At 54.6% G+C, this 24421-nt stretch carries 24 protein-coding genes; 15 read left to right on the top strand and 9 right to left on the bottom strand.

Annotated features, from left to right (window positions below; translation table 11 throughout):
- Positions 1-286 precede the first annotated feature (286 nt).
- Complete coding sequence (locus ACLI4M_RS15270; protein ID WP_048916933.1) at positions 287-880, top strand: ATP-dependent Clp protease proteolytic subunit; 594 nt, start codon at positions 287-289, stop codon at positions 878-880.
- Positions 881-952: 72 nt separating this feature from the next.
- Here ACLI4M_RS15270 and clpX read toward each other — a convergent pair whose 3' ends face one another.
- From clpX to bolA, 4 genes are all read right to left on the bottom strand, one after another.
- On the bottom strand, positions 953-2227 hold the full coding sequence (gene clpX, locus ACLI4M_RS15265) for an ATP-dependent protease ATP-binding subunit ClpX (protein ID WP_099754980.1): 1275 nt from the start codon (positions 2225-2227) through the stop codon (positions 953-955).
- A gap of 109 nt (positions 2228-2336) precedes the next feature.
- Positions 2337-2960 (bottom strand): ATP-dependent Clp endopeptidase proteolytic subunit ClpP, encoded by a 624-nt coding sequence (gene clpP, locus ACLI4M_RS15260; RefSeq protein ID WP_048916936.1) that lies wholly within the window; start codon positions 2958-2960, stop codon positions 2337-2339.
- Between the two features lie 331 nt (positions 2961-3291).
- Positions 3292-4596: a trigger factor gene (gene tig, locus ACLI4M_RS15255; protein ID WP_133624275.1), complete on the bottom strand. Its 1305-nt coding sequence runs from the start codon at positions 4594-4596 to the stop codon at positions 3292-3294.
- 320 nt (positions 4597-4916) lie between these two features.
- Positions 4917-5231 (bottom strand): transcriptional regulator BolA, encoded by a 315-nt coding sequence (gene bolA, locus ACLI4M_RS15250; RefSeq protein ID WP_133624276.1) that lies wholly within the window; start codon positions 5229-5231, stop codon positions 4917-4919.
- Positions 5232-5519: 288 nt separating this feature from the next.
- Between bolA and ACLI4M_RS15245 the strand changes: the two genes are divergently transcribed.
- The 8 genes from ACLI4M_RS15245 to ACLI4M_RS15210 all read left to right on the top strand — a co-directional run bounded on the left by ACLI4M_RS15245 (position 5520) and on the right by ACLI4M_RS15210 (position 14450).
- A complete protein-coding gene (locus ACLI4M_RS15245; RefSeq protein ID WP_048916942.1) occupies positions 5520-6098 on the top strand; it encodes a lipoprotein in 579 nt (192 codons plus the stop codon).
- 44 nt (positions 6099-6142) lie between these two features.
- Positions 6143-7630, top strand: coding sequence for a muropeptide MFS transporter AmpG (gene ampG / locus ACLI4M_RS15240; protein WP_133624277.1), 1488 nt, complete (start codon positions 6143-6145; stop codon positions 7628-7630).
- A 523-nt stretch (positions 7631-8153) separates the two neighbouring features.
- The gene (gene cyoA / locus ACLI4M_RS15235; RefSeq protein WP_048916944.1) at positions 8154-9092 is read left to right on the top strand and encodes a cytochrome o ubiquinol oxidase subunit II; all 939 of its coding nucleotides are present in this window, start codon (positions 8154-8156) and stop codon (positions 9090-9092) included.
- 4 nt (positions 9093-9096) lie between these two features.
- The gene (gene cyoB / locus ACLI4M_RS15230; protein ID WP_133624278.1) at positions 9097-11088 is read left to right on the top strand and encodes a cytochrome o ubiquinol oxidase subunit I; all 1992 of its coding nucleotides are present in this window, start codon (positions 9097-9099) and stop codon (positions 11086-11088) included.
- Complete coding sequence (locus ACLI4M_RS15225; protein WP_133624279.1) at positions 11078-11692, top strand: cytochrome o ubiquinol oxidase subunit III; 615 nt, start codon at positions 11078-11080, stop codon at positions 11690-11692. Before cyoB ends, ACLI4M_RS15225 begins: the two co-directional genes overlap by 11 nt.
- Positions 11692-12021, top strand: a complete 330-nt coding sequence (locus ACLI4M_RS15220; RefSeq protein ID WP_004156287.1) for a cytochrome o ubiquinol oxidase subunit IV — start codon at positions 11692-11694, stop codon at positions 12019-12021. Before ACLI4M_RS15225 ends, ACLI4M_RS15220 begins: the two co-directional genes overlap by 1 nt.
- Positions 12022-12034: 13 nt before the next feature.
- Positions 12035-12922, top strand: a complete 888-nt coding sequence (gene cyoE / locus ACLI4M_RS15215; protein ID WP_048916947.1) for a heme o synthase — start codon at positions 12035-12037, stop codon at positions 12920-12922.
- Positions 12923-13082: 160 nt separating this feature from the next.
- On the top strand, positions 13083-14450 hold the full coding sequence (locus ACLI4M_RS15210) for an MFS transporter (RefSeq protein WP_133624280.1): 1368 nt from the start codon (positions 13083-13085) through the stop codon (positions 14448-14450).
- 54 nt (positions 14451-14504) lie between these two features.
- Here the strand turns inward: ACLI4M_RS15210 and ACLI4M_RS15205 are convergent, their stop codons facing one another.
- On the bottom strand, positions 14505-14996 hold the full coding sequence (locus ACLI4M_RS15205) for a YajQ family cyclic di-GMP-binding protein (protein WP_048916949.1): 492 nt from the start codon (positions 14994-14996) through the stop codon (positions 14505-14507).
- A gap of 137 nt (positions 14997-15133) precedes the next feature.
- Here ACLI4M_RS15205 and panE point away from each other — a divergent pair, with 137 nt between their 5' ends.
- Positions 15134-16054, top strand: a complete 921-nt coding sequence (gene panE / locus ACLI4M_RS15200) for a 2-dehydropantoate 2-reductase (protein ID WP_133624281.1) — start codon at positions 15134-15136, stop codon at positions 16052-16054.
- Positions 16008-16604: a protein deglycase YajL gene (gene yajL / locus ACLI4M_RS15195; RefSeq protein ID WP_048916951.1), complete on the top strand. Its 597-nt coding sequence runs from the start codon at positions 16008-16010 to the stop codon at positions 16602-16604. The genes panE and yajL overlap by 47 nt, the downstream gene beginning before the upstream one ends.
- Positions 16605-16660: 56 nt before the next feature.
- On the opposite strand, the gene thiI is transcribed toward yajL, so the two are convergent.
- A complete protein-coding gene (thiI, locus tag ACLI4M_RS15190; RefSeq protein ID WP_048916952.1) occupies positions 16661-18109 on the bottom strand; it encodes a tRNA uracil 4-sulfurtransferase ThiI in 1449 nt (482 codons plus the stop codon).
- A gap of 245 nt (positions 18110-18354) precedes the next feature.
- Here thiI and xseB point away from each other — a divergent pair, with 245 nt between their 5' ends.
- From xseB to ACLI4M_RS15170, 4 genes are all read left to right on the top strand, one after another.
- Complete coding sequence (gene xseB, locus ACLI4M_RS15185; protein WP_133624282.1) at positions 18355-18597, top strand: exodeoxyribonuclease VII small subunit; 243 nt, start codon at positions 18355-18357, stop codon at positions 18595-18597.
- Complete coding sequence (gene ispA, locus ACLI4M_RS15180) at positions 18597-19496, top strand: (2E,6E)-farnesyl diphosphate synthase (RefSeq protein ID WP_133625110.1); 900 nt, start codon at positions 18597-18599, stop codon at positions 19494-19496. The genes xseB and ispA overlap by 1 nt, the downstream gene beginning before the upstream one ends.
- Positions 19497-19514: 18 nt before the next feature.
- Complete coding sequence (gene dxs, locus ACLI4M_RS15175) at positions 19515-21380, top strand: 1-deoxy-D-xylulose-5-phosphate synthase (RefSeq protein WP_133624283.1); 1866 nt, start codon at positions 19515-19517, stop codon at positions 21378-21380.
- Positions 21381-21455: 75 nt separating this feature from the next.
- Positions 21456-22430, top strand: a complete 975-nt coding sequence (locus ACLI4M_RS15170; protein ID WP_133624284.1) for an aldo/keto reductase — start codon at positions 21456-21458, stop codon at positions 22428-22430.
- 49 nt (positions 22431-22479) lie between these two features.
- Here ACLI4M_RS15170 and pgpA read toward each other — a convergent pair whose 3' ends face one another.
- Genes pgpA through nusB form a run of 3 tightly spaced genes read right to left on the bottom strand, consistent with a single transcriptional unit; the run spans position 22480 to position 24412 of the window.
- The gene (gene pgpA / locus ACLI4M_RS15165) at positions 22480-22986 is read right to left on the bottom strand and encodes a phosphatidylglycerophosphatase A (protein WP_133624285.1); all 507 of its coding nucleotides are present in this window, start codon (positions 22984-22986) and stop codon (positions 22480-22482) included.
- Positions 22964-23941, bottom strand: coding sequence for a thiamine-phosphate kinase (gene thiL, locus ACLI4M_RS15160; RefSeq protein ID WP_133624286.1), 978 nt, complete (start codon positions 23939-23941; stop codon positions 22964-22966). The genes pgpA and thiL overlap by 23 nt, the downstream gene beginning before the upstream one ends.
- Positions 23942-23992: 51 nt before the next feature.
- Entirely contained in the window at positions 23993-24412 is a 420-nt protein-coding gene (gene nusB, locus ACLI4M_RS15155) for a transcription antitermination factor NusB (RefSeq protein WP_048916958.1), read from the bottom strand.
- Between the last annotated feature and the right edge of the window lie 9 nt (positions 24413-24421).

Below are 24421 nucleotides of genomic sequence, written 5' to 3'. Positions count from 1 at the left end.
CAACAGACCTGAAGTGGGCTGTCTCATTTATGCGTATCAGCCCTTAATATAGCCCATTTCCCCCGACCAATGGCAGTAAAACTCCATAACACCGGGTTAAAGGTGCACAGGACAGTGCGCAGAGCGCGACTGTACTAAAAGTGAGCAAGCGGCTGAACATGATGCCAGATTTCGATTTAACATGCTGTTTTAGATAAGAAATAGCGGTCAATGTTACTGTTGATTTAGCTGATAATTGGATTATGCTAAACTCTGGTCACTTATGATAATCCGATGGAGTGTAAACATGCCGCAAGAGCCAGAGAAAGAAGAAACCGGCCAAGAAGAGAAGAGTTCAGCGCTGGCAGTCAATAAACTGCTGCAGTCACGCTCTATTATCATTTCCGGTGAGATTAATCAGGCACTTGCCGAGAAAGTTACCGCTCAGCTGCTGATCCTGCAGGAAATGGGCGATGAGCCGATCAAGCTGTTCATCAACAGCCAGGGCGGTCACGTCGAAGCGGGTGATACCATCCACGACATGATCAAATTCGTTAAGCCGAAAGTGATGGTTATCGGTACCGGCTGGGTCGCCAGCGCTGGGATCACCATCTTCCTTGCTGCCGAGAAAAATGACCGTTACTCGCTGCCTAATACTCGCTTTATGATCCACCAGCCGTTAGGCGGCGTGCGCGGTAAGGTTTCAGACATTGAAATCGAGGCCAAAGAGCTGCTGCGCGCCCGTGAGCGTATTAATAAGCTGATCAGCAATGCAACCGGTCAGCCGCTGGAGAAAGTCGAGAAAGACACCGACAGCAACTACTGGATGAGTCCGCAGCAGGCCGTTGATTACGGTATTGCTACTCACGTGGTCAGTAGCTGGGATGAACTCGAAGCCTGATTTACGTGCTCCGGGGATAAAAAAACGGCCCGTATGTTTATACGGGCCGTTTTTATTTGCCTCGCTCGCCGCTTATTCGCCGGAAGCCTGCTGGGTTTCGTGCTGGCCGTAGATCACCTTAGGCTCACTATCACCTTCGATAACCTGAGCATCCACCACCACTTTCTCGACGTCGTCCAGCGACGGCAGATCGTACATGGTATTCAGCAGTGCCGCTTCCACGATTGAACGCAGGCCGCGCGCGCCGGTTTTGCGCGACATCGCTTTCTTAGCAATCGCCGTCAGCGCATCCTCACGGAACTCCAGCTCCACGCCTTCCAGGTTAAACAGCGCCTGGTACTGCTTGGTCAGCGCGTTTTTCGGCTCGCGCAGGATCTGGATCAGCGCGTCTTCACTCAGCTCGGTCAGCGTCGCCACCACCGGCAGACGGCCGATGAACTCCGGGATCAGACCAAACTTGATCAAATCTTCCGGCTCCACCTGCGCCAGCAGCTCGCCTTCGGTGGCTTTCTCTGACTTGCCCTTCACCGAGGCGCCAAAGCCAATCCCGGTGCCGGTATCCACGCGCTGCGACACCACTTTGTCCAGGCCGGCAAACGCCCCGCCGCAGATAAACAGAATTTTCGAGGTATCAACCTGTAAAAACTCCTGCTGCGGATGCTTACGCCCGCCCTGCGGAGGAACCGCCGCCACCGTGCCTTCGATCAGCTTCAGCAGCGCCTGCTGTACGCCTTCGCCGGAGACATCGCGGGTAATCGACGGGTTGTCAGATTTACGCGAAATCTTGTCAATTTCATCGATGTAAACAATGCCGCGCTGCGCTTTCTGCACGTCGTAGTCGCACTTCTGCAGCAGCTTCTGAATGATGTTTTCCACATCCTCGCCCACATAACCCGCTTCGGTCAGCGTGGTGGCATCCGCCATGGTGAACGGCACGTCCAGCAGGCGCGCCAGCGTTTCCGCCAGCAGGGTTTTACCGCTACCGGTCGGGCCGATCAGCAGAATGTTACTTTTGCCCAGCTCGATACCGTTGCTGGTGTCGCCGTTGCGCAGGCGCTTGTAGTGGTTATACACCGCCACCGACAGCACCTTTTTCGCCCGCTCCTGGCCGATAACGTAATCGTCAAGGTGGTGGCGGATCTCATGCGGCGTAGGCAGCGAGTTGCGATCGCGGTGCGGCGCAACCTCTTTAATCTCTTCGCGGATGATGTCGTTACATAAGTCGACGCATTCATCGCAGACATACACTGACGGGCCGGCAATCAGCTTACGCACTTCATGCTGGCTTTTGCCGCAAAAAGAGCAGTACAGCAGCTTCCCTGAACCGTCTTTGCGTTTATCGGTCATTTACTTTCCCCTCATTGTCACACTCACCTTCCCACGTGGGGTCAGCTTCGCAGGCCGCCACCTGAACGGCCTGCAGAGGCAACGGCACTATGTCACAACAACATGTTAATCAGTTACGCTGGGACAACACGGAATCCACTAAGCCGTACTCTACGGATTCGCTCGCCGACAGGAAACGGTCGCGATTGGTATCGCGCTCGATCGTTTCAATCGTCTGACCCGTATGTTTCGCCATGAGTTCATTCATCATGTGCTTGGTTTTGATAATTTCACGCGCATGGATATCAATATCAGATGCCTGGCCCTGGAAACCGCCCAGTGGCTGGTGGATCATCACGCGTGAATTTGGCAGGCAGTAACGCTTACCTTTCGCCCCTGCGGTCAGCAGAAATGCTCCCATGGAGCAAGCCTGGCCCATACAGATGGTGCTGACATCAGGTTTAATAAACTGCATGGTGTCGTAAATCGACATCCCTGCGGTGATCACGCCACCAGGAGAGTTAATATACAGGTGGATGTCTTTTTCTGGATTCTCCGCTTCCAGAAACAGCATCTGTGCGACGATCAGGTTGGCCATGTGGTCTTCAACCTGGCCAGTCAGGAAAATAATGCGCTCTTTCAGCAGGCGCGAGTAGATGTCGTATGAACGCTCTCCGCGAGAAGTTTGTTCAACCACCATTGGCACTAAAGCCATCTGAGGTGCAGTTAGTTCACGTTCGCCGCTGTATGACATTATCGTCTCCTGGATAAATTTCATTTGGCAACACTCTGTAGTGATATTACTTGAGAGCGATCAGGAACACTATGATTCCAGGCCTTACACCCGATGCCGCCCGGACAGTTATCGGGCTGGTGACTTCGTGGTTACGATTTGGGGATGATCCCCTGCTATTTCAAGCATAACAACGTTTTTATCAACTGCTAACCAGGAAAAGTAGCTTACGCGATAATTTGCAGATTAAATGAGCAAACAACCGTTAAAAGTAGTCGGATTTTTCCCTATAAATGACAAAAGCCCGCAACCGGGAGGTTGCGGGCTTCACGTCAACTTACAGATTTGATAATCAGGCCGGCTGGCTCTGGTTCATCAGTTCCTGGAAGTTAGTGGCTTTTTCAGTCACTTTCGCTTTTTCCAGCACGGCTTCAACAGCCTGCTCTTCCAGCGCGACATTACGCATGTTGTTCATCAGCTCGTTGTTCTTGCTGTAGAACTCGATGACTTCTGATGGATCTTCGTAAGCAGAAGCCATCTCTTCAATCATCGTTTTAACACGGTCTTCGTCAGCTTTCAGCTCGTGGGTACGAATCACTTCGCCCAGCAGCAGGCCAACAACAACGCGGCGTTTTGCCTGCTCTTCGAACAGTTCACGAGGCAGCTCAAGAGCCTGCGCTTCGTTGCCGCCAAAGCGCTGTGCAGCCTGGCGCTTCAGCACGTCGATTTCACCGTCGATCAGTGCAGCAGGAACGTCGATGTCGTTAGCTTTCACCAGACCATCGATTGCCTGAGTCTTCACGCGGTTACGCACGGCGCCTTTCAGCTCACGCTGCATGTTTTTACGCACTTCTGCACGCAGACCGTCGACAGAACCATCTTCAACGCCGAAACGTTTGATGAACTCTTCGGTGAATTCTGGCAGCTCACGCTCTTCAACTTTCTTCAGCACGATTTCAAACTTCGCTGCTTTCCCTTTCAGGTTTTCAGCGTGGTAATCTTCCGGGAAGTTGACGTCGATAGTGAAAGTTTCGCCCGCTTTGTGGCCAACAACACCCTCTTCGAAGCCTGGGATCATACGACCCTGGCCCATCGCCAGTACGAAGTCAGACGCTTTGCCGCCTTCGAACTCTTCACCGTCTACAGAACCGGAGAAATCGATGGTTGCGCGGTCTTCAGCTGTCGCTGCTGCGTCGGTTTCTTTCCAGGTGGCCTGCTGCTTGCGCAGGGTGTCCAGCATGGTGTCAACGTCAGCGTCAGTCACTTCAACAACCGGTTTTTCAACTTCGATTGCGTCCAGACCTTTCAGCTCAACTTCCGGATAAACTTCGAACTCTGCAGAGAAAGTGAAGTCTTCGCCGATTTTGTATTCGCCCGGCACATACTGAGGTGCGCCAGCCGGATTGATTTTTTCTTTGATGATCGCGTCAACAAAGTTGCGCTGCATCAGATCGCCCAGAACATCCTGGCGAACGGAAGCACCGTAACGCTGTGTCACTACGCTCATCGGCACTTTTCCTTTGCGGAAACCGTCGATGCGCACTTTCTTAGCTACGCTGACCAGCTCACTTTTCACCGCGTTCTCGATCACATCTTTATCAACGGTAATCGTAACGCGACGGCCCAGGCCCTGAGTTGTTTCTACTGAAACTTGCATCTTATTACCTCAAAAAATCACGTGCTCGGTCAACTTCAGACGCAGCCTGTGGTGAACACAGGCTGCATCTAAGAACCGGGACGGCTTCTGGTGCCAGAACCGCATTCCCTGTTAACAGAAGCGTCCCGAAGACATTCCGGAAAAATAGACGCAGCATTATAGCGACAACGTCTAAGCGAGTCGAGGCTACACGCCCCTCCAAATCGCGCTACTTTCACCATTTTTGTCGATATTGCGTCAGATAATACTGAGGACAAGGGGTTTTGGCGGCTATAAATGAAAAAACGGCCCGTAGGCCGTTTTCTGTGAGTGCGCTTAATTTACGCCAGGGTTCCGGCGCCACGGCAGTTCGGTGAGGCGGGTACGGTATCCTGTAACCCCGCCCACTCCTTCAAGGTGTAGCTGTGTAATGCCAGTGCATGTACGCTGCCCGCCAGCTCCTCAGACAACACGCCATAAATAGCGCGATGCCGCGTGAGGAAACGCTGATCGACAAAGCTGTCGCTGACGATCACCACTTTGAAATGACTCTCTGCACCCGCCGGCACGTTATGGCGGTAGCTTTCATCATGCACTTCAAGGTGCACCGGCGAAAACGCCGTACGTAACTTTTCTTCTATTTGTTCGCGGATCATACCTGAACTCCTCTGATGCAGAGAACTACGCCCCATCCCTTTCAATCGTAGTCTGTTTTTAGCTAAAACTGGCCCGTTTTGCTGAATTTTTCCTGCGAAGGCAGATAACTCTGACGTCACAAAGAAACCTAACGCGGCTGCGGCGGTCAAAGACTCACGCGTTCCGATGTCTGAAAAATCCGCAACGCGATGAATTTACGCGCTATCAGGTCTTCCACTGGCTACTGGCGATGTTATGATGACCGCAGTTTTGTCAGCAATACTACTCACGTTATCGAGAAAATAAGCATGTTAAAAAAATTATTTTTCCCTCTGCTGGCCGCATTTATTCTGGCTGGCTGTGCGAGTAACAGCAATACGCTTGATGTAGCACCAAAAATTCAGCTGCCGCAGCGCGACCCAAGCCTGATGGGCATCACCGTCAGCATCAACGGGGCCGATCAGCGCAGCGATCAGGCTCTGGCGAAGGTGAACCGCGACGGCCAGCTCATCACGTTGACGCCATCACGCGACCTACGTTTCCTGCTGCAGGAAACGCTGGAGAAACAAATGACGGCCCGTGGTTATATGATCGGCCCTAACGGCGCGGTTGACCTGCAGATCGTGGTTAACGGTCTGTATGCCGATGTCACCGAGGGCAACGTGCGTTACAGCATCACGACCAAAGCGGATATCTCGATCATTGCCACCGCGAAAAACGGCAGCAAACAGGTCAAGAACTACCGTCAGACTAACAGCGTTGAAGGGGCCTTCTCCGCCACCAATCAGAAAATCACTAATGTGGTGAACCAGAGTCTGGGCGACGTGATTGCTGATATGGCGCAGGATACCAGCGTGAGCGAATTCATTAAGCAGAACGCGCGTTAATCCCCCCTGGCCCGGCAGGAAGCCGGGCCTGATTTAAGGTCCGTATGTCCAATCACTATCTGCAGATTTTCACCCGGCGCAATTCTGCCCTCCTTCTATTACTCGGTTTCGCCTCCGGCCTTCCGCTGGCTCTGACATCCGGTACGCTGCAGGCGTGGATGGCGGTGGAAAATGTCGATATTAAAACCATCGGCTTCTTTTCACTGGTCGGTCAGGCCTATGTCTTTAAGTTCCTCTGGTCCCCGCTGATGGACCGCTACACGCCGCCGTTTCTCGGGCGCAGGCGTGGATGGCTATTACTCACGCAGCTGCTGCTGATTGTCGGCATTGCGCTGATGGGCTTTATGCAGCCCTCACGTGACCTGACCATGCTGGCTGCGCTGGCGGTGCTGGTGGCGTTCTGCTCGGCCTCCCAGGATATCGTTTTTGACGCATGGAAAACCGACGTGCTCTCCGCTGCTGAACGCGGTAACGGTGCGGCCATCAGCGTGCTGGGCTACCGGCTGGCGATGCTGGTTTCTGGCGGTCTGGCGTTGTGGCTGGCAGACCGTTACCTCGGCTGGCAGGCGATCTGGTGGCTGATGGCAGCGATGATGGTGCCCGGCGTGATTGCCACGCTGCTGGCGAAAGAGCCAGACAGCAGCATTGCCCGGCCTAACACGCTGGAAGAAGCGGTCATTGCTCCCCTGCGCGACTTCTTTAACCGTAATAATGCGTGGCTTATCCTGTCGCTGATTGTGCTCTACAAGCTCGGGGATGCCTTTGCGGCCAGCCTGACGACTATCTTCCTGATCCGCGGCGTTGGCTTTGATGCCGGCGACGTTGGGCTGGTGAATAAAACGCTGGGGCTGATCGCGACCATTATTGGCGCACTGGCAGGCGGCGTGCTGATGCAGCGGCTCAGCCTGTTCCGTGCCCTGCTGCTGTTTGGCATTTTTCAGGCAGTTTCTAACCTCGGTTACTGGGTACTTTCAGTCACCGACAAACATCTCTACAGCATGGCTGTCGCGGTGTTTGTTGAAAACCTGTGCGGCGGAATGGGCACGGCGGCCTTTGTCGCTTTACTGATGACGCTGTGCAATAAGTCATTTTCCGCCACCCAGTTCGCGCTGCTCTCTGCCCTCTCTGCCGTTGGACGAGTCTATGTCGGGCCGGTGGCAGGATGGTTTGTTGAAAGCTGGGGCTGGCCTACCTTCTATGCATTCTCGGTGATTGCTGCGCTACCCGGGCTGTTACTGCTGCTCGGGTGCCGAACCACGCTGGAATATGCGCAGAATAATGCTGATTTTCTGCCACGCACAGACTACCCTTCAGGGTATCGCTGGGCGGTGCGCGGGCTGATCGCCGGCTGCGCACTGCTGATCGCGTGGCTGCTGACGCTGGCGGTAAATGCACTGGGTTGGCTGACGTTACAGGGCATCAGTTCTGCTCTGTTTGAAGGCGGGATCGCGCTGTTGCTGGCGGGCATTGTCTGTGGGACCCTGCTTGACTTCCTCTCGCTGCGTAAAACGCACAGACGGCTAAATTTGTAGCGTTTTTTGCCTGAAGCGAGAATGTTAATAAAATTATCCGTACAACAATGAGTTAACAAACCCGGATCGGCCGTTGGCCATCCGGGCGCCAGCCCAGCGGAAACCCATCAGCGTTACTGATAGCTTCGCCCGAATATTATTTTGCCTATTTATTAATTCGCTCAAAAAAAAATCGCGCTCATCCGGCCTGTCATTTTGAGGTATTAAAACCCGGTGAGTAATTATTTTAAGTTAATTTATATCGCTAAAATGATGCGTTTTTGTTAAATAATTGGTGCATTAAATGGCTGGTTATAGCAGATACAATTTCTGTAAGGTTTTTTTCATCGGATTTTGTTATATTAGCGCCAACCCTTTGCCAGCGTTCATATTTTGTCACCTACGGCAACATATGTGACAGCGTTTGCAAAAGGTGTCAACACGCCGCTGACACAACCTGTTGCAGGTTTACAGTACTGAAACCTTCCCGTAAAATGCCGCCACACTTAAACGACAATAGAGCCCTTGTCATTGAGGTCGTTAAATGAGACTCAGGAAATACAATAAAAGTTTGGGGATTTTGTCATTAATCGCAAGCATGGTTTTGTTAAGTGGTTGTGATAGTGCGTTATTAAGTCCCAAAGGACAGGTTGCAATGGAGCAACGCTCGCTGATTTTGACGGCCTTTGGCCTGATGATGATCGTCGTTATTCCGGCAGTCTTAATGGCCATCGTGTTCGCCTGGAAATATCGGGCATCGAACACCAATGCAAAATACAGCCCTAACTGGTCCCACTCGAACAAAGTGGAAGCCGTGGTCTGGACTGTGCCGATCTTGATCATTGTCTTCCTTGGTATTCTGACGTGGAAATCAACCCACGCGCTGGAACCGAGCAAGCCACTGGCGTCGGATGCTAAGCCTGTAGTGATTGAAGTTGTGTCACTTGACTGGAAATGGTTGTTCATTTACCCAGAGCAGGGTATCGCTACCGTGAACCAGATTGCTTTCCCGGCTAACCGCCCGGTCAGCTTCAAGATTACTTCAAACACCGTAATGAACTCCTTCTTTATTCCAACCCTCGGTAGCCAGATTTACGCTATGGCGGGCATGCAAACTAAACTGCATCTGATTGCGAATGAAGCCGGCACTTTTGACGGTATCTCCTCCAACTTCAGTGGTCGTGGTTTCTCTGGTATGAAGTTCAAGGCGATTGCTACCCCTGACGAAGCGACTTTCGATCAGTGGGTTGCCAAAGCTAAGCAGTCTCCAGATACCCTCACTACGATGGATGATTTTAAAAAGCTGGCAGCGCCTAGCGAAAATCACCCGGTTGAATTCTTCTCAAGTGTTAAACCTGAACTGTTCCAGGACATCATTGGTCAGTTCAAGATGAATCACGGCGGAAGCATGGACATGTCACACGGCGAAGGCCATGAAGGCATGGATATGAGCAACACCGCTAAAGCGGGAGCCGAGGAATAATACGATGTTAGGAAAATTAACACTGGATGCAGTGCCGTATCATGAACCTATTATCATGGTTACGGTTGCCGCTATCATCCTGGGCGGTTTGGCGCTTGTCGCCGCTCTGACTTACTTCGGTAAGTGGAAATACCTGTGGACCGAGTGGCTGACCTCAGTTGACCATAAAAAACTCGGTATCATGTACATCATCATGGCTTTCGTCATGCTGCTGCGCGGCTTTGCCGATGCAGTAATGATGCGTACTCAGCAGGTACTCGCTTCTGCGGGTGAAGCTGGCATTCTGCCACCGCACCACTACGACCAGATCTTCACTGCCCACGGCGTGATTATGATCTTCTTCGTAGCGATGCCGTTTGTTGTTGGTCTGATGAACATCGCTGTTCCTCTGCAGATCGGCGCACGCGACGTGGCCTTCCCGTTCCTGAACAACCTGAGCTTCTGGTTCACGGCTGTCGGTGTAGTGCTGGTTAACCTGTCACTGGGCGTGGGCGAATTCGCTCAGACCGGCTGGCTGGCTTATCCACCACTTTCGGGGGCGGAATACAGTCCGGGGGTCGGTGTTGACTACTGGATATGGAGTCTACAGCTCTCCGGTATTGGTACGACCCTGACAGGTATCAACTTCTTCGTGACCATCATGAAGATGCGTGCGCCTGGCATGACTATGTTCAAAATGCCGGTGTTCACCTGGGCTTCCCTGTGTACTAACGTGCTGATCATCGCTGCGTTCCCGGTTCTGACCGTGACGTTGGCTCTGCTGACCCTTGACCGTTATCTTGGTTTCCATTTCTTTACCAATGATATGGGCGGCAACATGATGATGTACGTCAACCTGATTTGGGTTTGGGGTCATCCGGAAGTTTACATTCTGGTTCTGCCGGTCTTCGGTGTGTTCTCAGAAGTTGTTGCGACCTTCTCGAAAAAGCGTCTGTTTGGTTACACCTCACTGGTGTGGGCAACGGTGGTTATTACCGTACTGTCCTTCATCGTGTGGCTGCACCACTTCTTCACCATGGGTGCGGGTGCCAACGTCAACGCCTTCTTCGGTATTATGACGATGATCATCGCCATTCCTACCGGGGTTAAAATCTTTAACTGGCTGTTCACCATGTATCAGGGTCGCATTCAGATGCACTCCTGCATGCTTTGGACCATTGGCTTCCTGGTGACCTTCTCTGTAGGTGGTATGACCGGGGTTCTGCTGGCCGTGCCAGGTGCAGACTTCGTGCTGCACAACAGTCTGTTCCTGATTGCTCACTTCCATAACGTGATTATCGGTGGTGTTGTATTCGGTTGCTTTGCTGGTGTGACTTACTGGTTCCCGAAAGCATTCGGCTTCAAGCTGAATGAAACCTGGGGTATCCGTGCGTTCTGGTTCTGGATTATCGGCTTCTTCGTTGCCTTTATGCCGCTGTACGTACTGGGCTTCATGGGTATGACCCGTCGTATTAGTCAGGATATCGATCCACAGTTCCACCCGATGCTGGTTGTTGCGGCATGTGGTGCTGGCCTGATCGCCTGTGGTGTTATCTGCCAGATTACCCAGTTCTACGTTTCGGTCCGTGACCGTGAACAGCTGCGTGACCTGACCGGTGACCCGTGGGGTGCGCGTACCCTGGAGTGGGCAACCTCTTCACCACCGCCGTTCTATAACTTTGCTGTGGTTCCTGAAATTCACGAGCGCGATGCGTTCTGGGAAATGAAGGAAAAAGGCGAAGCGTATAAGCAGCCGGCTCACTATGAAGAAATTCATATGCCGAAGAACAGCGGCGCTGGTGTGGTAATTGGTTTCTTCAGCGTGGTCTTTGGTTTTGCAGCGATCTGGCATATCTGGTGGCTGGTAGGCCTGTCATTCCTGGGCATGATCGTGTCCTGGATCGTTAAGAGCTTTGACGAAGACGTGGATTACTACGTTCCTGTTGCTGAGATTCAAAAAATCGAGAATCAGCACTTTGACGAAATTAGCAAAGCAGGTCTGAAAAATGTCGACTGAAACTGTGACTAAACACCACGACGCCCATGCGGACCATGGGCATCACGATGCAGGAGCCAATAAAGTATTCGGCTTCTGGATCTACCTGATGAGTGACTGCATCATCTTCGCAACGCTGTTTGCGACCTATGGTGTGATGGTAAACAACACCGCGGGTGGCCCGGCAGGGAAAGATATCTTTGAACTGCCGTTCGTCCTGGTGGAAACCGCCCTGCTTCTGTTGAGCTCCATTACCTATGGTTTTGCAGTTATCAACATGAACAAAGAGCAGAAAGGTGCAGTTATCGGCTGGTTGGCGATGACGTTCCTGTTCGGCCTGGGCTTCATCGGTATGGAGATCTATGAATTCCATCACCTGATTAAAGAAGGTTTCGGCCCTGACCGTAGTGGCTTCCTGTCTGCCTTCTTTACGCTGGTAGGAACTCACGGTCTGCACGTGACGTCTGGTCTGATCTGGATGCTGGTGCTGATGTATCAGATTGCCACTCGTGGTCTTAACGCAACTAACCGTACCCGTATCATGTGCCTCAGCCTGTTCTGGCACTTCCTGGATGTGGTTTGGATCTGCGTATTCACCATTGTTTACCTGATGGGGGTTATGTAATGAGCCATCCTGCAACTGAACATGGCGCTTCTCATGGTAGCGTGAAGTCTTATATGATCGGCTTTATCCTGTCGATCATTCTGACCGGTATCCCATTCTGGATGGTGATGGACGGTGGCGCTTCTAAAGCCACTATCCTTGCTGTGGTTCTGGTATGTGCCGTAGTCCAGGTGCTGGTGCACCTGGTGTACTTCCTGCACCTGGACAGCAAGTCCGAGGGGGGCTGGAACCTGATTGCTATCGTGTTTGCAGCACTTATCATCCTGATTGTTGTTGTCGGCTCGCTATGGATCATGTGGAACCTCAACTACAACATGATGAGCCACTAACCGAGCTACTGTGATGATTAAGCAATACCTGCAAGTAACAAAACCAGGAATTATTTTCGGAAATTTAATTTCTGTCATCGGGGGATTTCTGCTGGCTTCGAAAGGCAGCATTGACTATGCCCTGTTTGTCTCCACCTTAGTCGGTGTTTCGCTGGTGGTCGCATCGGGTTGTGTTTATAACAACTTTATCGACCGTGATATCGACAAAAAAATGGAGAGGACCAAGAATCGGGTGCTGGTAAAAGGCCTTATCTCTCCGAAATTAAGCCTGGTTTATGCAACCGTTCTGGGTATTGCTGGCTTCGCGCTGTTGTATTTCGGAGCAAATCCGCTGGCGATGTGGCTGGCGGTGATGGGCTTTGTGGTTTATGTCGGCGTCTACAGCCTCTACATGAAGCGCAACTCCGTATACGGCACGCTGATTGGTAGCCTGTCCGGCGCTGCGCCGCCGGTCATTGGCTACTGTGCCGTGACCAACCAGTTTGATGCTGGTGCGTTGATCCTGCTGGCTATCTTTAGCCTGTGGCAGATGCCGCATTCTTATGCGATTGCCATCTTCCGCTTTAAAGATTACCAGGCCGCTAACATCCCGGTTCTGCCGGTGGTGAAAGGTATCTCGGTGGCGAAAAACCATATTACGCTCTATATCCTGGCGTTTATGGTTGCCACGCTGATGCTGACGCTGGTGGGCTACGCGGGCTACAAATATCTGGTCGTGGCAGCCGCCGTGAGTGTCTGGTGGCTGGGGATGGCACTGTCAGGTTACAAAACTCAGAACGATCGTGTCTGGGCGCGTAAGCTGTTTGTGTTCTCGATTGTGGCCATCACTGCGCTAAGCGTAATGATGTCCATCGACTTTATGACCCCGGCGTCAAAAGACCTGCTGACGATGGTCAGATAACAGCACGAACCATCACTACTAAGGGCGCGATTTCGCGCCCTTTCTTTTTGTTACCACTGCTTAAAAAGTAATGTTTTACCCGCCCTCTCCTGCCACTTAAAATAGACATAAATTACCCCAAAGATTTCCAGATGAAGGGTATCCCCGCATTGAGGTAGTAATGAACGATAATAAAATGACCCCGGTCGAGCTGCGTGCGACATGGGGTTTAGGAACGGTCTTTTCCCTGCGCATGCTGGGAATGTTTATGGTATTACCCGTTCTCACCACTTATGGCATGGCATTGCAGGGAGCAAGTGAAGCACTGATCGGACTGGCTATTGGCATTTACGGCTTAGCGCAGGCCATTTTTCAAATTCCATTCGGGCTGCTGTCCGACCGCATTGGGCGTAAGCCGCTCATCGTTGGCGGCCTGCTGATCTTTGTTATTGGCAGCGTGATTGCCGCGATGACCACCTCTATCTGGGGGGTGATCCTTGGCCGCGCACTGCAGGGATCCGGCGCCATTGCTGCTGCCGTGATGGCGCTGCTGTCCGACCTGACGCGCGAGCAGAACCGCACTAAAGCGATGGCGTTTATCGGCATCAGCTTCGGGATTACCTTCGCGATTGCCATGGTTCTTGGCCCGATTATCACCAACGCGCTTGGCCTGCATGCGCTGTTCTGGATGATTGCCCTGCTGGCAAGCGCGGGTATTGTTATTACGCTGTTGGTGGTTCCTTCAGCTTCGAACCACGTCCTGAACCGCGAATCCGGCATTGTGAAAGGCAGTATACGTGACGTGCTGGCCAACAGCCGTCTGGTCAAACTGAATATCGGTATTCTCTGCCTGCACATCCTGCTGATGTCGAGCTTCGTTGCCCTGCCCGGCCAGTTTGAGCAGGCCGGCCTGCCCGCCGCCGAGCACTGGAAAGTCTATCTGGTCACTATGCTGGTGGCTTTCGCTGCCGTACTGCCGTTTATTATCTACGCCGAAGTGAAACGCCGCATGAAGCGGGTATTTGTCGGCTGCGTGGCGCTGGTGCTGGTGGCTGAAGTGGTGCTGTGGGGCGCAGGTAACCATTTCTGGACGCTGGTGATTGGCGTTCAGCTGTTCTTTATTGGCTTTAACCTGATGGAAGCCATCCTGCCTTCGCTGGTCAGTAAAGAGTCCCCTCCAGGCTACAAAGGGACGGCGATGGGCCTCTACTCCACCAGCCAGTTCCTCGGCGTGGCCATTGGCGGCAGTATGGGAGGCTGGGTGTATGGTCATATCGATGCACAAAGCGTGTTCCTGGTCGGGGCGCTGGTGGCGTTCGTCTGGCTGCTGGTGAGCCTGACTATGCAGGAACCGCCCTATGTCAGCAGTCTGCGCATTACGCTGGAAGGAAGTTCTTTGGATAAAAGCGAGCTGGAGCGCCAGCTAAAGGCTCAGCCAGGCGTTTCCGCGGTGTTTATCGTGGCGGAAGAGAAAAGTGCCTACATCAAAATCGACAGCAAAGTGACCAACCGTGCCGAGATTGAGAAACTCATCGCGACAGCAGCTTAATTAACAGGCGGGCAGAAAGCAGGGGCCGATGGTTTTCCAACCGGCCCCTGGAAGTTAGTCGCGGAAGTTCTTGAACTGGAACGGCTGGCCCAGATCGGCTTTGCGCACAATCGCCATCGCACTCTGCAAATCATCACGTGATTTACCGGTGACGCGCAGTTCATCACCCTGAATCTGCGTCTGCACCTTCACTTTGCTGTCTTTAATCTGCTTCACCAGCTTTTTAGCGATGTCAGATTCGATGCCTTTTTTCATTTTGGCTTCGACGCTCCAGCTTTTACCGCTGTGTACGATCTGCTCCGGCACATCAAGCGCTGCACCTTCGATGCCACGCTTCAGCAGCTTCTCGCGCAGAATGTCCACCAGCTGCTTAACCTGAAAATCAGATTCGCTCAGCACCTTGATGGATTCGTTCTTATCATTCAGCTCAAAGCTGGCTTCCACGCCGCGAAAGTCAAAGCGGGTAGCGATTTCACGGTTAGCAGTATCTACTGCGTTACGCACTTCCTGCATATCAATTTCAGAAACGATATCGAAAGATGGCATGATCTATTCTCCTGATACTAAAGTGACAGGCATAATACCTGCTTGCCGCGGGTAAATAAAATGACAGGCGCTGATAGCTATAATAATGAGCAGGCGGGCTGCACGGCAATGAACATAACCCGCACGCGGGAGGAACAATGAAAATTACCGTACTCGGATGCGGCGCTTTAGGGCAGATCTGGCTGGCTGCTCTTGATAAACAGGGACACGAGGTACAGGGCTGGCTGCGGGTTCCGCAACCTTACTGCTCGGTGAATGTGGTTGACCTTGACGGTCACACCGTCAACAAAACCTTTATTGCCAACGATCCGGCTTTTCTCGCCGCCAGCGAACTGCTGATTGTGACGCTGAAAGCCTGGCAGGTTTCTGAATCGGTTAAAAACCTGCAGGCTATTCTGCCGGAAAATTGCCCGGTGCTGCTGCTGCACAACGGTATGGGTACGTTGGATGAGTTGAGAGGCCTGCCCCAGCCGCTGCTGCGCGGCGTGACCACGCATGCGGCTAAGCGCGACGGCACGGTGATCGTCCATGTTGCTTCCGGCATTACTCATATTGGCCCAACATCGCCCGCGAGCGAAGCGATGAGCGATCTGGCAGAAATGCTGCATCTCGCCCTGCCCGACGTTGCGTGGCATAACAACGTGGCTTCCGCCGCGTGGCAGAAGCTGGCGGTTAACTGCGTGATAAACCCGCTCACAGTGCTGTACAACTGCACCAACGGCGAGCTGGCGCACAGGCGTGCGGAGATTGAGGCGCTGTGCGACGAAGTCGCCAGCGTGATGGAGCGTGAAGGTCAGCATATTTCACGCGAATGGCTGGTCGACTATGTACTGGAAGTCATTCGCACCACCGCGGGTAATACCTCATCAATGCTGCAGGATATCCGCGCCCAGCGCCGCAGCGAAATCGACTATATCAACGGCTACGTCATCCGCCGCGCCCGTGCTCAGGGCATCGCCACGCCGGAAAACAACCGTCTTTATGAATTTATTAAACGAAAGGAACATGATTATGACCGCGAATCCATCGGTTCTGGTTTGCCTGGCACCTGGCAGTGAAGAGACAGAGGCCGTCACCACCATCGATTTGCTGGTCCGTGCCGGGCTGAGGGTGGTCACCGCCAGCGTTGCCGATGACGGCAGCTGCGAAATCGTCTGTTCACGCGGCGTGCGCCTGCTGGCCGACGCGCCGCTGGTTGAAGTTGCCGACGATGACTACGCCGCCATCGTGCTGCCCGGTGGCCTCAAAGGCGCCGAGTGTTTTCGCGACAGCCCGCTGCTGGTGGAGACCGTGCGCCAGTTCAACCTGGCAGGACGCATTGTTGCCGCTATCTGCGCTGCGCCCGGCACCGTACTGATCCCCCACAATCTGTTCCCGGTCGGCAATATGACCGGCTTTCCGGCTCTGAAAGAGACCATTCCGGAAGAGAAGTGGATGGACCGCCGCGTGGTATGGGACCGCCGCGTCAATCTGCTGACCAGCCAGGGGCCGGGCACGGCGATCGATTTCGCACTGAAGCTGATTGATTTAGTGGCAGGGAAAGAGAAAGCGCGTGAAGTGGCTGAACAGATGGTGCTGGCGGCGGGAATTTACGATTATCGCGATTAATGGCGCGAGGCCGGATTTGCATGCGGGCGGACCGAAAAAAGGTCCGCCCCTACAGGTTATGGGCGATAAACCTTGACGTTTTTAAAGCCCTGCTCGTGCAGATAGAGTGCCTGCAGGCGGCTCATCACCCCACGCTCACAGTACAGCAGCCAGGTTTTGCTCTGATCGAGGTCGCCAAACTGCGTACCCAGCTTGTAAAACGGCAGGGATTTAACCTCGACGCCGTCTACGCTCAGCGGGCGGGCTTCCTGCTCGTCGTTCGAGCGAATATCCAGCACCACATCGTTTTCCGCAAACGAAGCCACCGTTTCGACTTCCACCACTTCCTCTTCGGTTTTCTCTGCAATCTCGCGGATATCCACGTTAGTTGCCTGCTCAACCATGCGGTCGAGAATAGAGAAATCAAAGTTCTGCTCTTCGGCCTCAATTTTCGCCTTCACCGCTTTCACGGTCGGGCTTTTTGAGATCACGCCGCAGTATTCCGGCATGGTGCGGGCAAAATCTTCGGTGCCAATCTCACGCGCAATCTTAATGATGTGCTCTTTATCGTGGGAGATCAGCGGGCGCAGGATCAGGGTATCGCTGGCATTGTCGATCAGGCGCAGGTTAGTCAGCGTCTGGCTGGAGACCTGCCCCAGCGCTTCGCCTGTCACCAGTGCCTGCACGCCGTAACGCTCAGCAATTTGTGACGCGGCACGCACCATCATACGCTTCAGCACCACGCCCATCTGGCCGTCATCCACTTTTTCCAGAATCTCACCGACTACCGGCTCAAAGTCGATAGCGACAAAGCGCACGCGGTGCGAGCTACCGTAGCGCTTCCACAGATAGTGGGCCACCTGACGAACGCCAATCTCATGAGCAGCACCGCCAAGGTTAAAGAAGCAGTAGTGCACGCGACAGCCGCGGCGCATCAGCATATAGCTGGAAACCCCGGAGTCAAAGCCGCCAGAAATCAGCGATAGCACATCTTCCTGGGTGCCGATCGGATAGCCGCCGATGCCTTCGTAACGTGCGGTCACCAGCACCAGCTTGTCATCTTCAATTTCAAGATTGACCGTCACTTCCGGGCGGTTGAGCTGCACCTGGGCGCTGGCCACGTGCTGATTTAGCCCGCCACCCACATAGCGTTCCACGTCCTGCGAGCTGAACTCGTGCTTCCCGCGGCGCTTAACGCGCACGCAGAAGGTTTTGCCTTCAATGCGCTCGCGATTCATCTCCAGCACCTGCTCAAAGATATTATGCACATCGGTATACGGACGATCTTCTACCGCCAGCACATGGTGGATACCGGGAATGCGCGTCAGCTCGGCGATAATCGCCGCACGCTGGCTTTCATCTTTTGCACGCACTTCAATGTTGTCCCAGTGGCGCACCACGGCAAGGGTTTCATCGAAAGGTTTTAGGACGTTGCGAATATTTCCGGTCAGGATTTTGATAAAACGCAGGCGAACTGACTGACTTTTAATCGTAATTTCAGGGAATAACTTAATGATAAACTTCATGGCGGTATATATTCGTCAGGTAATTAAGTGCTGAAAAGAGGGGCGCTTAACTGATAAAATCAGAGTCTTGCAACGGGCTTGCGCTCTTTGCATCCAGGAAAAACAGTATATCATCTTTGACCGGTGGCTGCTGCCGATATCACCCTTCCCCGCCGCGTGAAAAATGCAGGGGATATTTTGCTAATCATTTAGAGTCGGCTACCATGAGCGCTTGCTGATGAAAAATGATAAGTCAGGATCTAAAAATGCCGAAAAAAGCCGAACCGCCTGCCAGTTTTGAAACATCGCTACAGCAGCTGGAGCAGATCGTCACCCGTCTGGAAAGCGGCAACCTTCCGCTGGAAGAGGCGCTGAATGAGTTTGAGCGTGGTGTGCAGCTGGCACGTGCCGGGCAGCAGACGCTACAGCAGGCCGAGCAGCGGGTACAGATATTACTCAGCGATGATAAGAACGCCAATCTGACGCCTTTCACGCCGGAAAATGAGTGATGGATTTTAACCTGATCCTTAGCGCGCACTTTCAGCGGGTTAATGCTGCGCTTCAGCGCTTTATCTCCGGGCAACCATTTCAGAGTTCTCCTCTGGTGAATGCCATGGAATATGGTGCATTATTAGGGGGTAAAAGGCTGCGCCCTTTCCTGGTTTACGCCACTGGCACCATGCTACACGCTGACGATGCAGCGCTGGATGCCCCGGCGGCTGCGGTTGAATGTATTCATGCGTATTCCCTGATCCATGACGATTTACCGGCCATGGATAACGACAGCCTGCGGCGTGGCCAGCCCACCTGCCATATTAAGTTTGGCGAAGACACGGCGATTCTTGCCGGTGATGCCCTGCAGACTCTGGCTTTCTCCATCCTTGCCGATACCCCGATGCCAGGCGTCACGGCTGAGGCGCGTATTGCAATGCTGTCCGAACTGGCCCAGGCTAGCGGCGTAGCGGGCATGTGCGGAGGACAAGCACTGGACCTTGCCGCTGAAGGCCAGCAGGTTGATTTAGCCGCGCTGGAGCAGATCCACCGCCACAAAACCGGGGCATTAATCCGCTCGGCGGTGCGTCTCGGTGCATTCACCGCTGGCGAACGCGGGCGCGATGCCCTCCCTGCGCTTGACCGCTACGCCAACGCGATTGGCCTGGCTTTCCAGGTGCAGGACGATATTCTGGACGTTATTGGTGATACCGCCATTATCGGTAAGCGGCAGGGAGCCGATCAACAGTTAGGCAAGAGTACCTACCCGGCATTAATGGGGCTTGACAGTGCGAAGGCAAAAGCATGGGATTTGTATCAGGAATCCCTCAGCGCATTAGAAACGCTGGCCGCGCAGTCGTATGACACTACCCCACTGCGGGCGCTGGCAGGCTTTATAATTGAACGCGATAAATAACTTCCAAATGAGTCTCCGATGAGCTTTGAACCTGCAAAATACCCGACGCTTGCCCTCGCAAGCACGGTGCAAGAATTACGTTTGCTACCGAAAGAGAGTCTGCCAAAACTCTGTGACGAGCTGCGCCAGTATCTGCTCGACAGCGTTAGCCGCTCCAGCGGTCATTTTGCTTCCGGCCTCGGCGTGGTTGAGCTCACCGTTGCGCTGCATTATGTCTACAACACGCCGTTCGATCATCTGGTGTGGGACGTCGGCCACCAGGCCTATCCGCATAAAATCCTGACCGGCCGCCGCGACCGTATCGGCACCATCCGCCAGAAAAATGGCCTGCACCCGTTCCCGTGGCGTGATGAGAGCGAGTTCGACGTGCTGAACGTCGGCCACTCCTCAACCTCCATCAGCGCCGGTCTGGGCATGGCAGTGGCCGCCGGCAAAGAAGGCAAAGGCCGCCGCACCGCCTGCGTGATTGGCGATGGGGCGATTACTGCCGGGATGGCGTTCGAAGCGATGAACCACGCAGGCGATATTAAAGCCGACCTGCTGGTGGTACTGAACGACAACGAGATGTCGATTTCCGAAAACGTCGGGGCGCTTAACAACCGTCTGGCGCAGATCCTCTCCGGCAAGACCTATTCCCGCCTGCGTGAAGGGGGCAAAAAGGTGCTCGGTGGCCTGCCGCCGATCAAAGAGCTGGTGAAGCGCACCGAAGAGCACCTGAAAGGCATGGTGGTGCCGGGAACGCTGTTTGAGGAGCTGGGCTTTAACTATATCGGCCCGGTCGACGGCCATGACGTGCTGGCGCTGGTGCAGACCTTAAGCAATATGCGCGCGCTCAAAGGCCCGCAGTTCCTGCATATCATGACCAAAAAAGGCAAGGGCTATGCCCCGGCCGAAAAAGATCCGATTAGCTGGCACGCGGTACCTAAATTTGACCCGGCCAGCGGCCTGCTGCCAAAAAGCGCCGACGGTCTGCCAAGCTACTCTAAAATTTTCGGCCAGTGGCTGAGTGAAACCGCCGCGGAAGACAGCAAGCTGATGGCGGTCACCCCGGCGATGCGCGAAGGTTCCGGTATGGTGAGCTTCTCGCGCGACTATCCGCAGCAATATTTCGACGTCGCCATTGCCGAGCAGCATGCGGTGACGTTCGCTGCGGGCCTGGCAATTGGCGGCTACAAGCCGGTAGTGGCGATCTACTCCACCTTCCTGCAGCGCGCCTACGATCAGCTGATCCACGATGTGGCGATCCAGAAACTGCCGGTGCTGTTTGCCATTGACCGCGGCGGCATCGTCGGCGCCGACGGGCAGACGCACCAGGGTGCCTTCGACATCGCGTTCCTGCGCTGCATTCCGAACATGGTGATCATGACGCCAAGCGATGAGAACGAGTGCCGCCAGATGCTGTTCACCGGTTACCACCACAGCAGCGGGCCAAGCGCAGTGCGCTATCCGCGTGGCACCGGCACCGGGGCCCCCCTCGAACCGCTGGCATCATTGCCGCTGGGTAAAGGCCGCGTGCTGAGCCGCGGTGAAAAACTGGCGATCCTCAACTTCGGTACGCTGCTGCCTGAGGCCCGCGCGGCGGCTGAAGCCCTGAATGCCACGCTGGTGGATATGCGCTTTGTTAAGCCGCTCGACGAGGCGTTAATCCTTGAGCTGGCTGGCAGTCATGAAGCCCTGATCACCCTGGAAGAAGGGGCGATCAAAGGCGGTGCCGGTAGCGGCGTCAATGAACTGCTGATGGCAAAACGTCGGCCGGTTCCGGTATTGAATATCGGCCTGCCGGATGCGTTTATTCCCCAGGGCACCCAGGAAGAGATCCGCGTGGATTATCAACTGGATGCCGCCGGTATCCAGCAGCAGATTGCCGACTGGCTGGCGCAGTAACTCCCCTTCGGCTCCCCCGCGGGGGAGCCTGTCACCTGCTATGCTTAGGGTAAATAACCAGCAGGAGCGACCCGAATGAAAACCCTTACGTTAGCCAATACCGACCTGACCGTCTCCCGCCTGTGCCTCGGTTGCATGACCTATGGTGAGCCCGATCGCGGCCGCCATGCCTGGACACTGCCGGAAGAGAGCAGCCGCCCGCTGATTAAGCAGGCGCTGGAAGCCGGGATCAATTTTTTCGACACCGCCAACAGCTACTCGGACGGCAGCAGCGAGGAGATCGTCGGCCGCGCCCTGCGTGACTTCGCCCGCCGTGATGAGGTCGTCGTCGCCACTAAGGTCTATTTCCCGATGAGCAATCTTTCCGGCGGGCTGTCGCGCGCCAATATTTTGCAGTCGATAGACGACAGCCTTGAACGTCTCGGTATGGATCATGTCGACCTGTTACAAATACACCGCTGGGACTACGACACGCCGCTGGAAGAGACGCTGGAGGCGCTGCATGACGTAGTGCAGTCCGGCAAAGCGCGCTATATCGGTGCCTCTTCCATGCATCCCGAGCAGTTTGCCCGCGCACTGCATACGGCGGACAACAACGGCTGGACGCGGTTTGTCAGCATGCAGGATCAGTACAACCTGATCCAGCGCGAGGAGGAGCGGGAAATGCACCCTCTGTGCCTGAAAGAGAACATTGCGGTGCTGCCGTGGAGCCCGCTGGCGCGAGGTCGCCTGACGCGCCCGTGGGGGGAAACCACCGCCCGCTCCGTCTCTGACGAATATGGCGCCACGCTTTACAGCCAAAGTGAACAGAATGACGCTGAGATTGCCGAACGGCTGGCCAATATCGCCAGCGATAAAGGCGTCAGCCGGGCGCAGGTTGCACTCGCCTGGCTGCTGAGCAAACCGGCCGTCACCGCGCCGATTATCGGCGCATCGCGCAGCGAACAGCTGGCCGACCTGGTGAAAGCGGTAGAGGTGGCGTTAACGCAGGAAGAGATTTTCGAGCTGGAGAGCGTGTATCAGCCGCACAGCGTGGTGGGATTCGAGTAACGGATAACGGCGTATCGCGTGAGGGTCGGGCATGCCCGACCCGGAACATTTAGAGCGGCCAGTAGTGCGCGGCCGCAAACAAAATTCCTGCAGAGATCACCCCGGCGATAATATCATCCACCATGATCCCCATACCGCCGTGCACGTTACGGTCGAACCAGCGGATCGGCCACGGCTTCCAGATATCCAGCACGCGGAAAACCACAAAACCGGCCAGTACCCACTGCCAGCTGTTAACCGGGATCGCCATCAGCGTGATCCACATGCCGATAAACTCATCCCAGACAATGCTCCCGTGGTCGTGCACGCCCATATCTTTCGCCGTGCGGTGACACAGGTAGACACCCATGCAGATCCCCAGCAGTACCACCAGCGAATAGAGGTCCTGTGGCAGGAAGCTCATCAGATACCAGAGCGGTATTGCGGCAACGGAACCCACGGTGCCCGGCATCCACGGGCTTAAACCGCTGCCAAACCCGGTCGCCAGCAGGTGCCACGGGTTACTCATCTTAAGGCGACTTTTCGCCACATCCTTAGCGCGTGCCAAAATGATCAAATCCTTTCAGGTTGAACTCTACCGGCTTGTCGTTCTGCAACAGCGTCAGGCCTTCCGACTGCGGAGCAATCTGACCGATGCAGGTGAACGGCACGCCATGATAGCCCAGCGCCACGTCCAGCGCGCCGCGGTTAATTTCCGGTACCGTGAAGCACAGCTCATAATCCTCGCCACCGCTCAGCGCCCAGCGGATGGCCTGCTGCGGCTCGAAGTGCTGCTTCATCGCCGCAGAGAGCGGCAGCGCGTCCAGATTAAGGCGTGCGCCACAGTCGCTGGCTTTGAGAATATGGCCGAGATCGGAGATCAGCCCATCAGAAAGATCGATAGCCGAGCTGGCGAGATCGCGCAGCGCCTGGCCCTGCAAAATGCGCGGCATCGGGCGCAGATGGCGCTTGATCAACGCTTCGTGCGCCGCCGGATCGTTAATTTTCACGTGGTGCTGCAGCAGTTCCAGCCCCGCCGCGCTGTCACCCAGCGTGCCGGTCACGTAGATCCAGTCACCGACGCGTGCCCCGCTGCGCTTCAGCGCTCTGCCCTGCGGCACCAGGCCGTGGATGCCCAGCGTCATGCTGAGTGGGCCACGCGTGGTGTCACCGCCGACCAGCTGCATATCGTAGTAGTCGAGCAGTTCAAACAGGCTGTCGCTGAAATCTTTGAGCCACGCTTCGTTAATTTCCGGCAGCGTCAGTGCCAGCGTTAACCAGGCAGGATCGGCCCCCATCGCCGCGAGATCGCTTAAATTGACGGCCAGGGCTTTGTAACCGAGATCGGCGGGGTGGATGTCGCGCAGGAAGTGAACCCCTTCGACCAGCGTGTCGGTGCTGATAGCCAGAGTCTGTTTTTCAGGTACGCTGAGCAGCGCACAGTCATCGCCGATGCCTTTTTCCACATCGCGACGGGAGCTTGTCACGCGGTCAAAGTAACGCGCGATCAGTTCAAATTCGCCACATGCCATAGTGCATTCCGGGAGTATAAAAGAAGAGGCCGGGTTAGCGGCCTCAGAGGATTATTTGCGGTTTGGGCGGATCTGCGGAGCGGCTTTATCCAGCACGCCGTTGACAAACTTATGGCTGTCTTCAGCGCCGAACACTTTGGCCAGCTCGATCCCCTCATTGATCGCCACTTTATAGGGAACGTCTGCACGCTTGCTGAGTTCAAACAGTGAGATACGCAGAACGGCCAGTTCAACCTGTCCCAGCTCTTCCAGCTGGCGCGACAGGTAAGGTTTCATCAGGCCGTCGAGGTATGCACTGTTAGTTGCAACGCCGCCGACCAGCTCACGGAAGTAAGTAATATCGACGTCTTTGACGTCCTGTTCCGCCAGAAACTGGTATTCGACATCAGCGATGTCGTTTTTGGAGATTTGCCAGGAGTAAAGTGCCTGAACAGCACATTCACGGGCGCGGCGACGAGCAGCAGGTTTCACGAAATTCCC

Source organism: Erwinia sp. LJJL01, assembly GCF_047300805.2.
GTDB lineage: Bacteria > Pseudomonadota > Gammaproteobacteria > Enterobacterales > Enterobacteriaceae > Erwinia > Erwinia aphidicola.
This window is presented reverse-complemented; position numbering and strand designations above follow the sequence as displayed.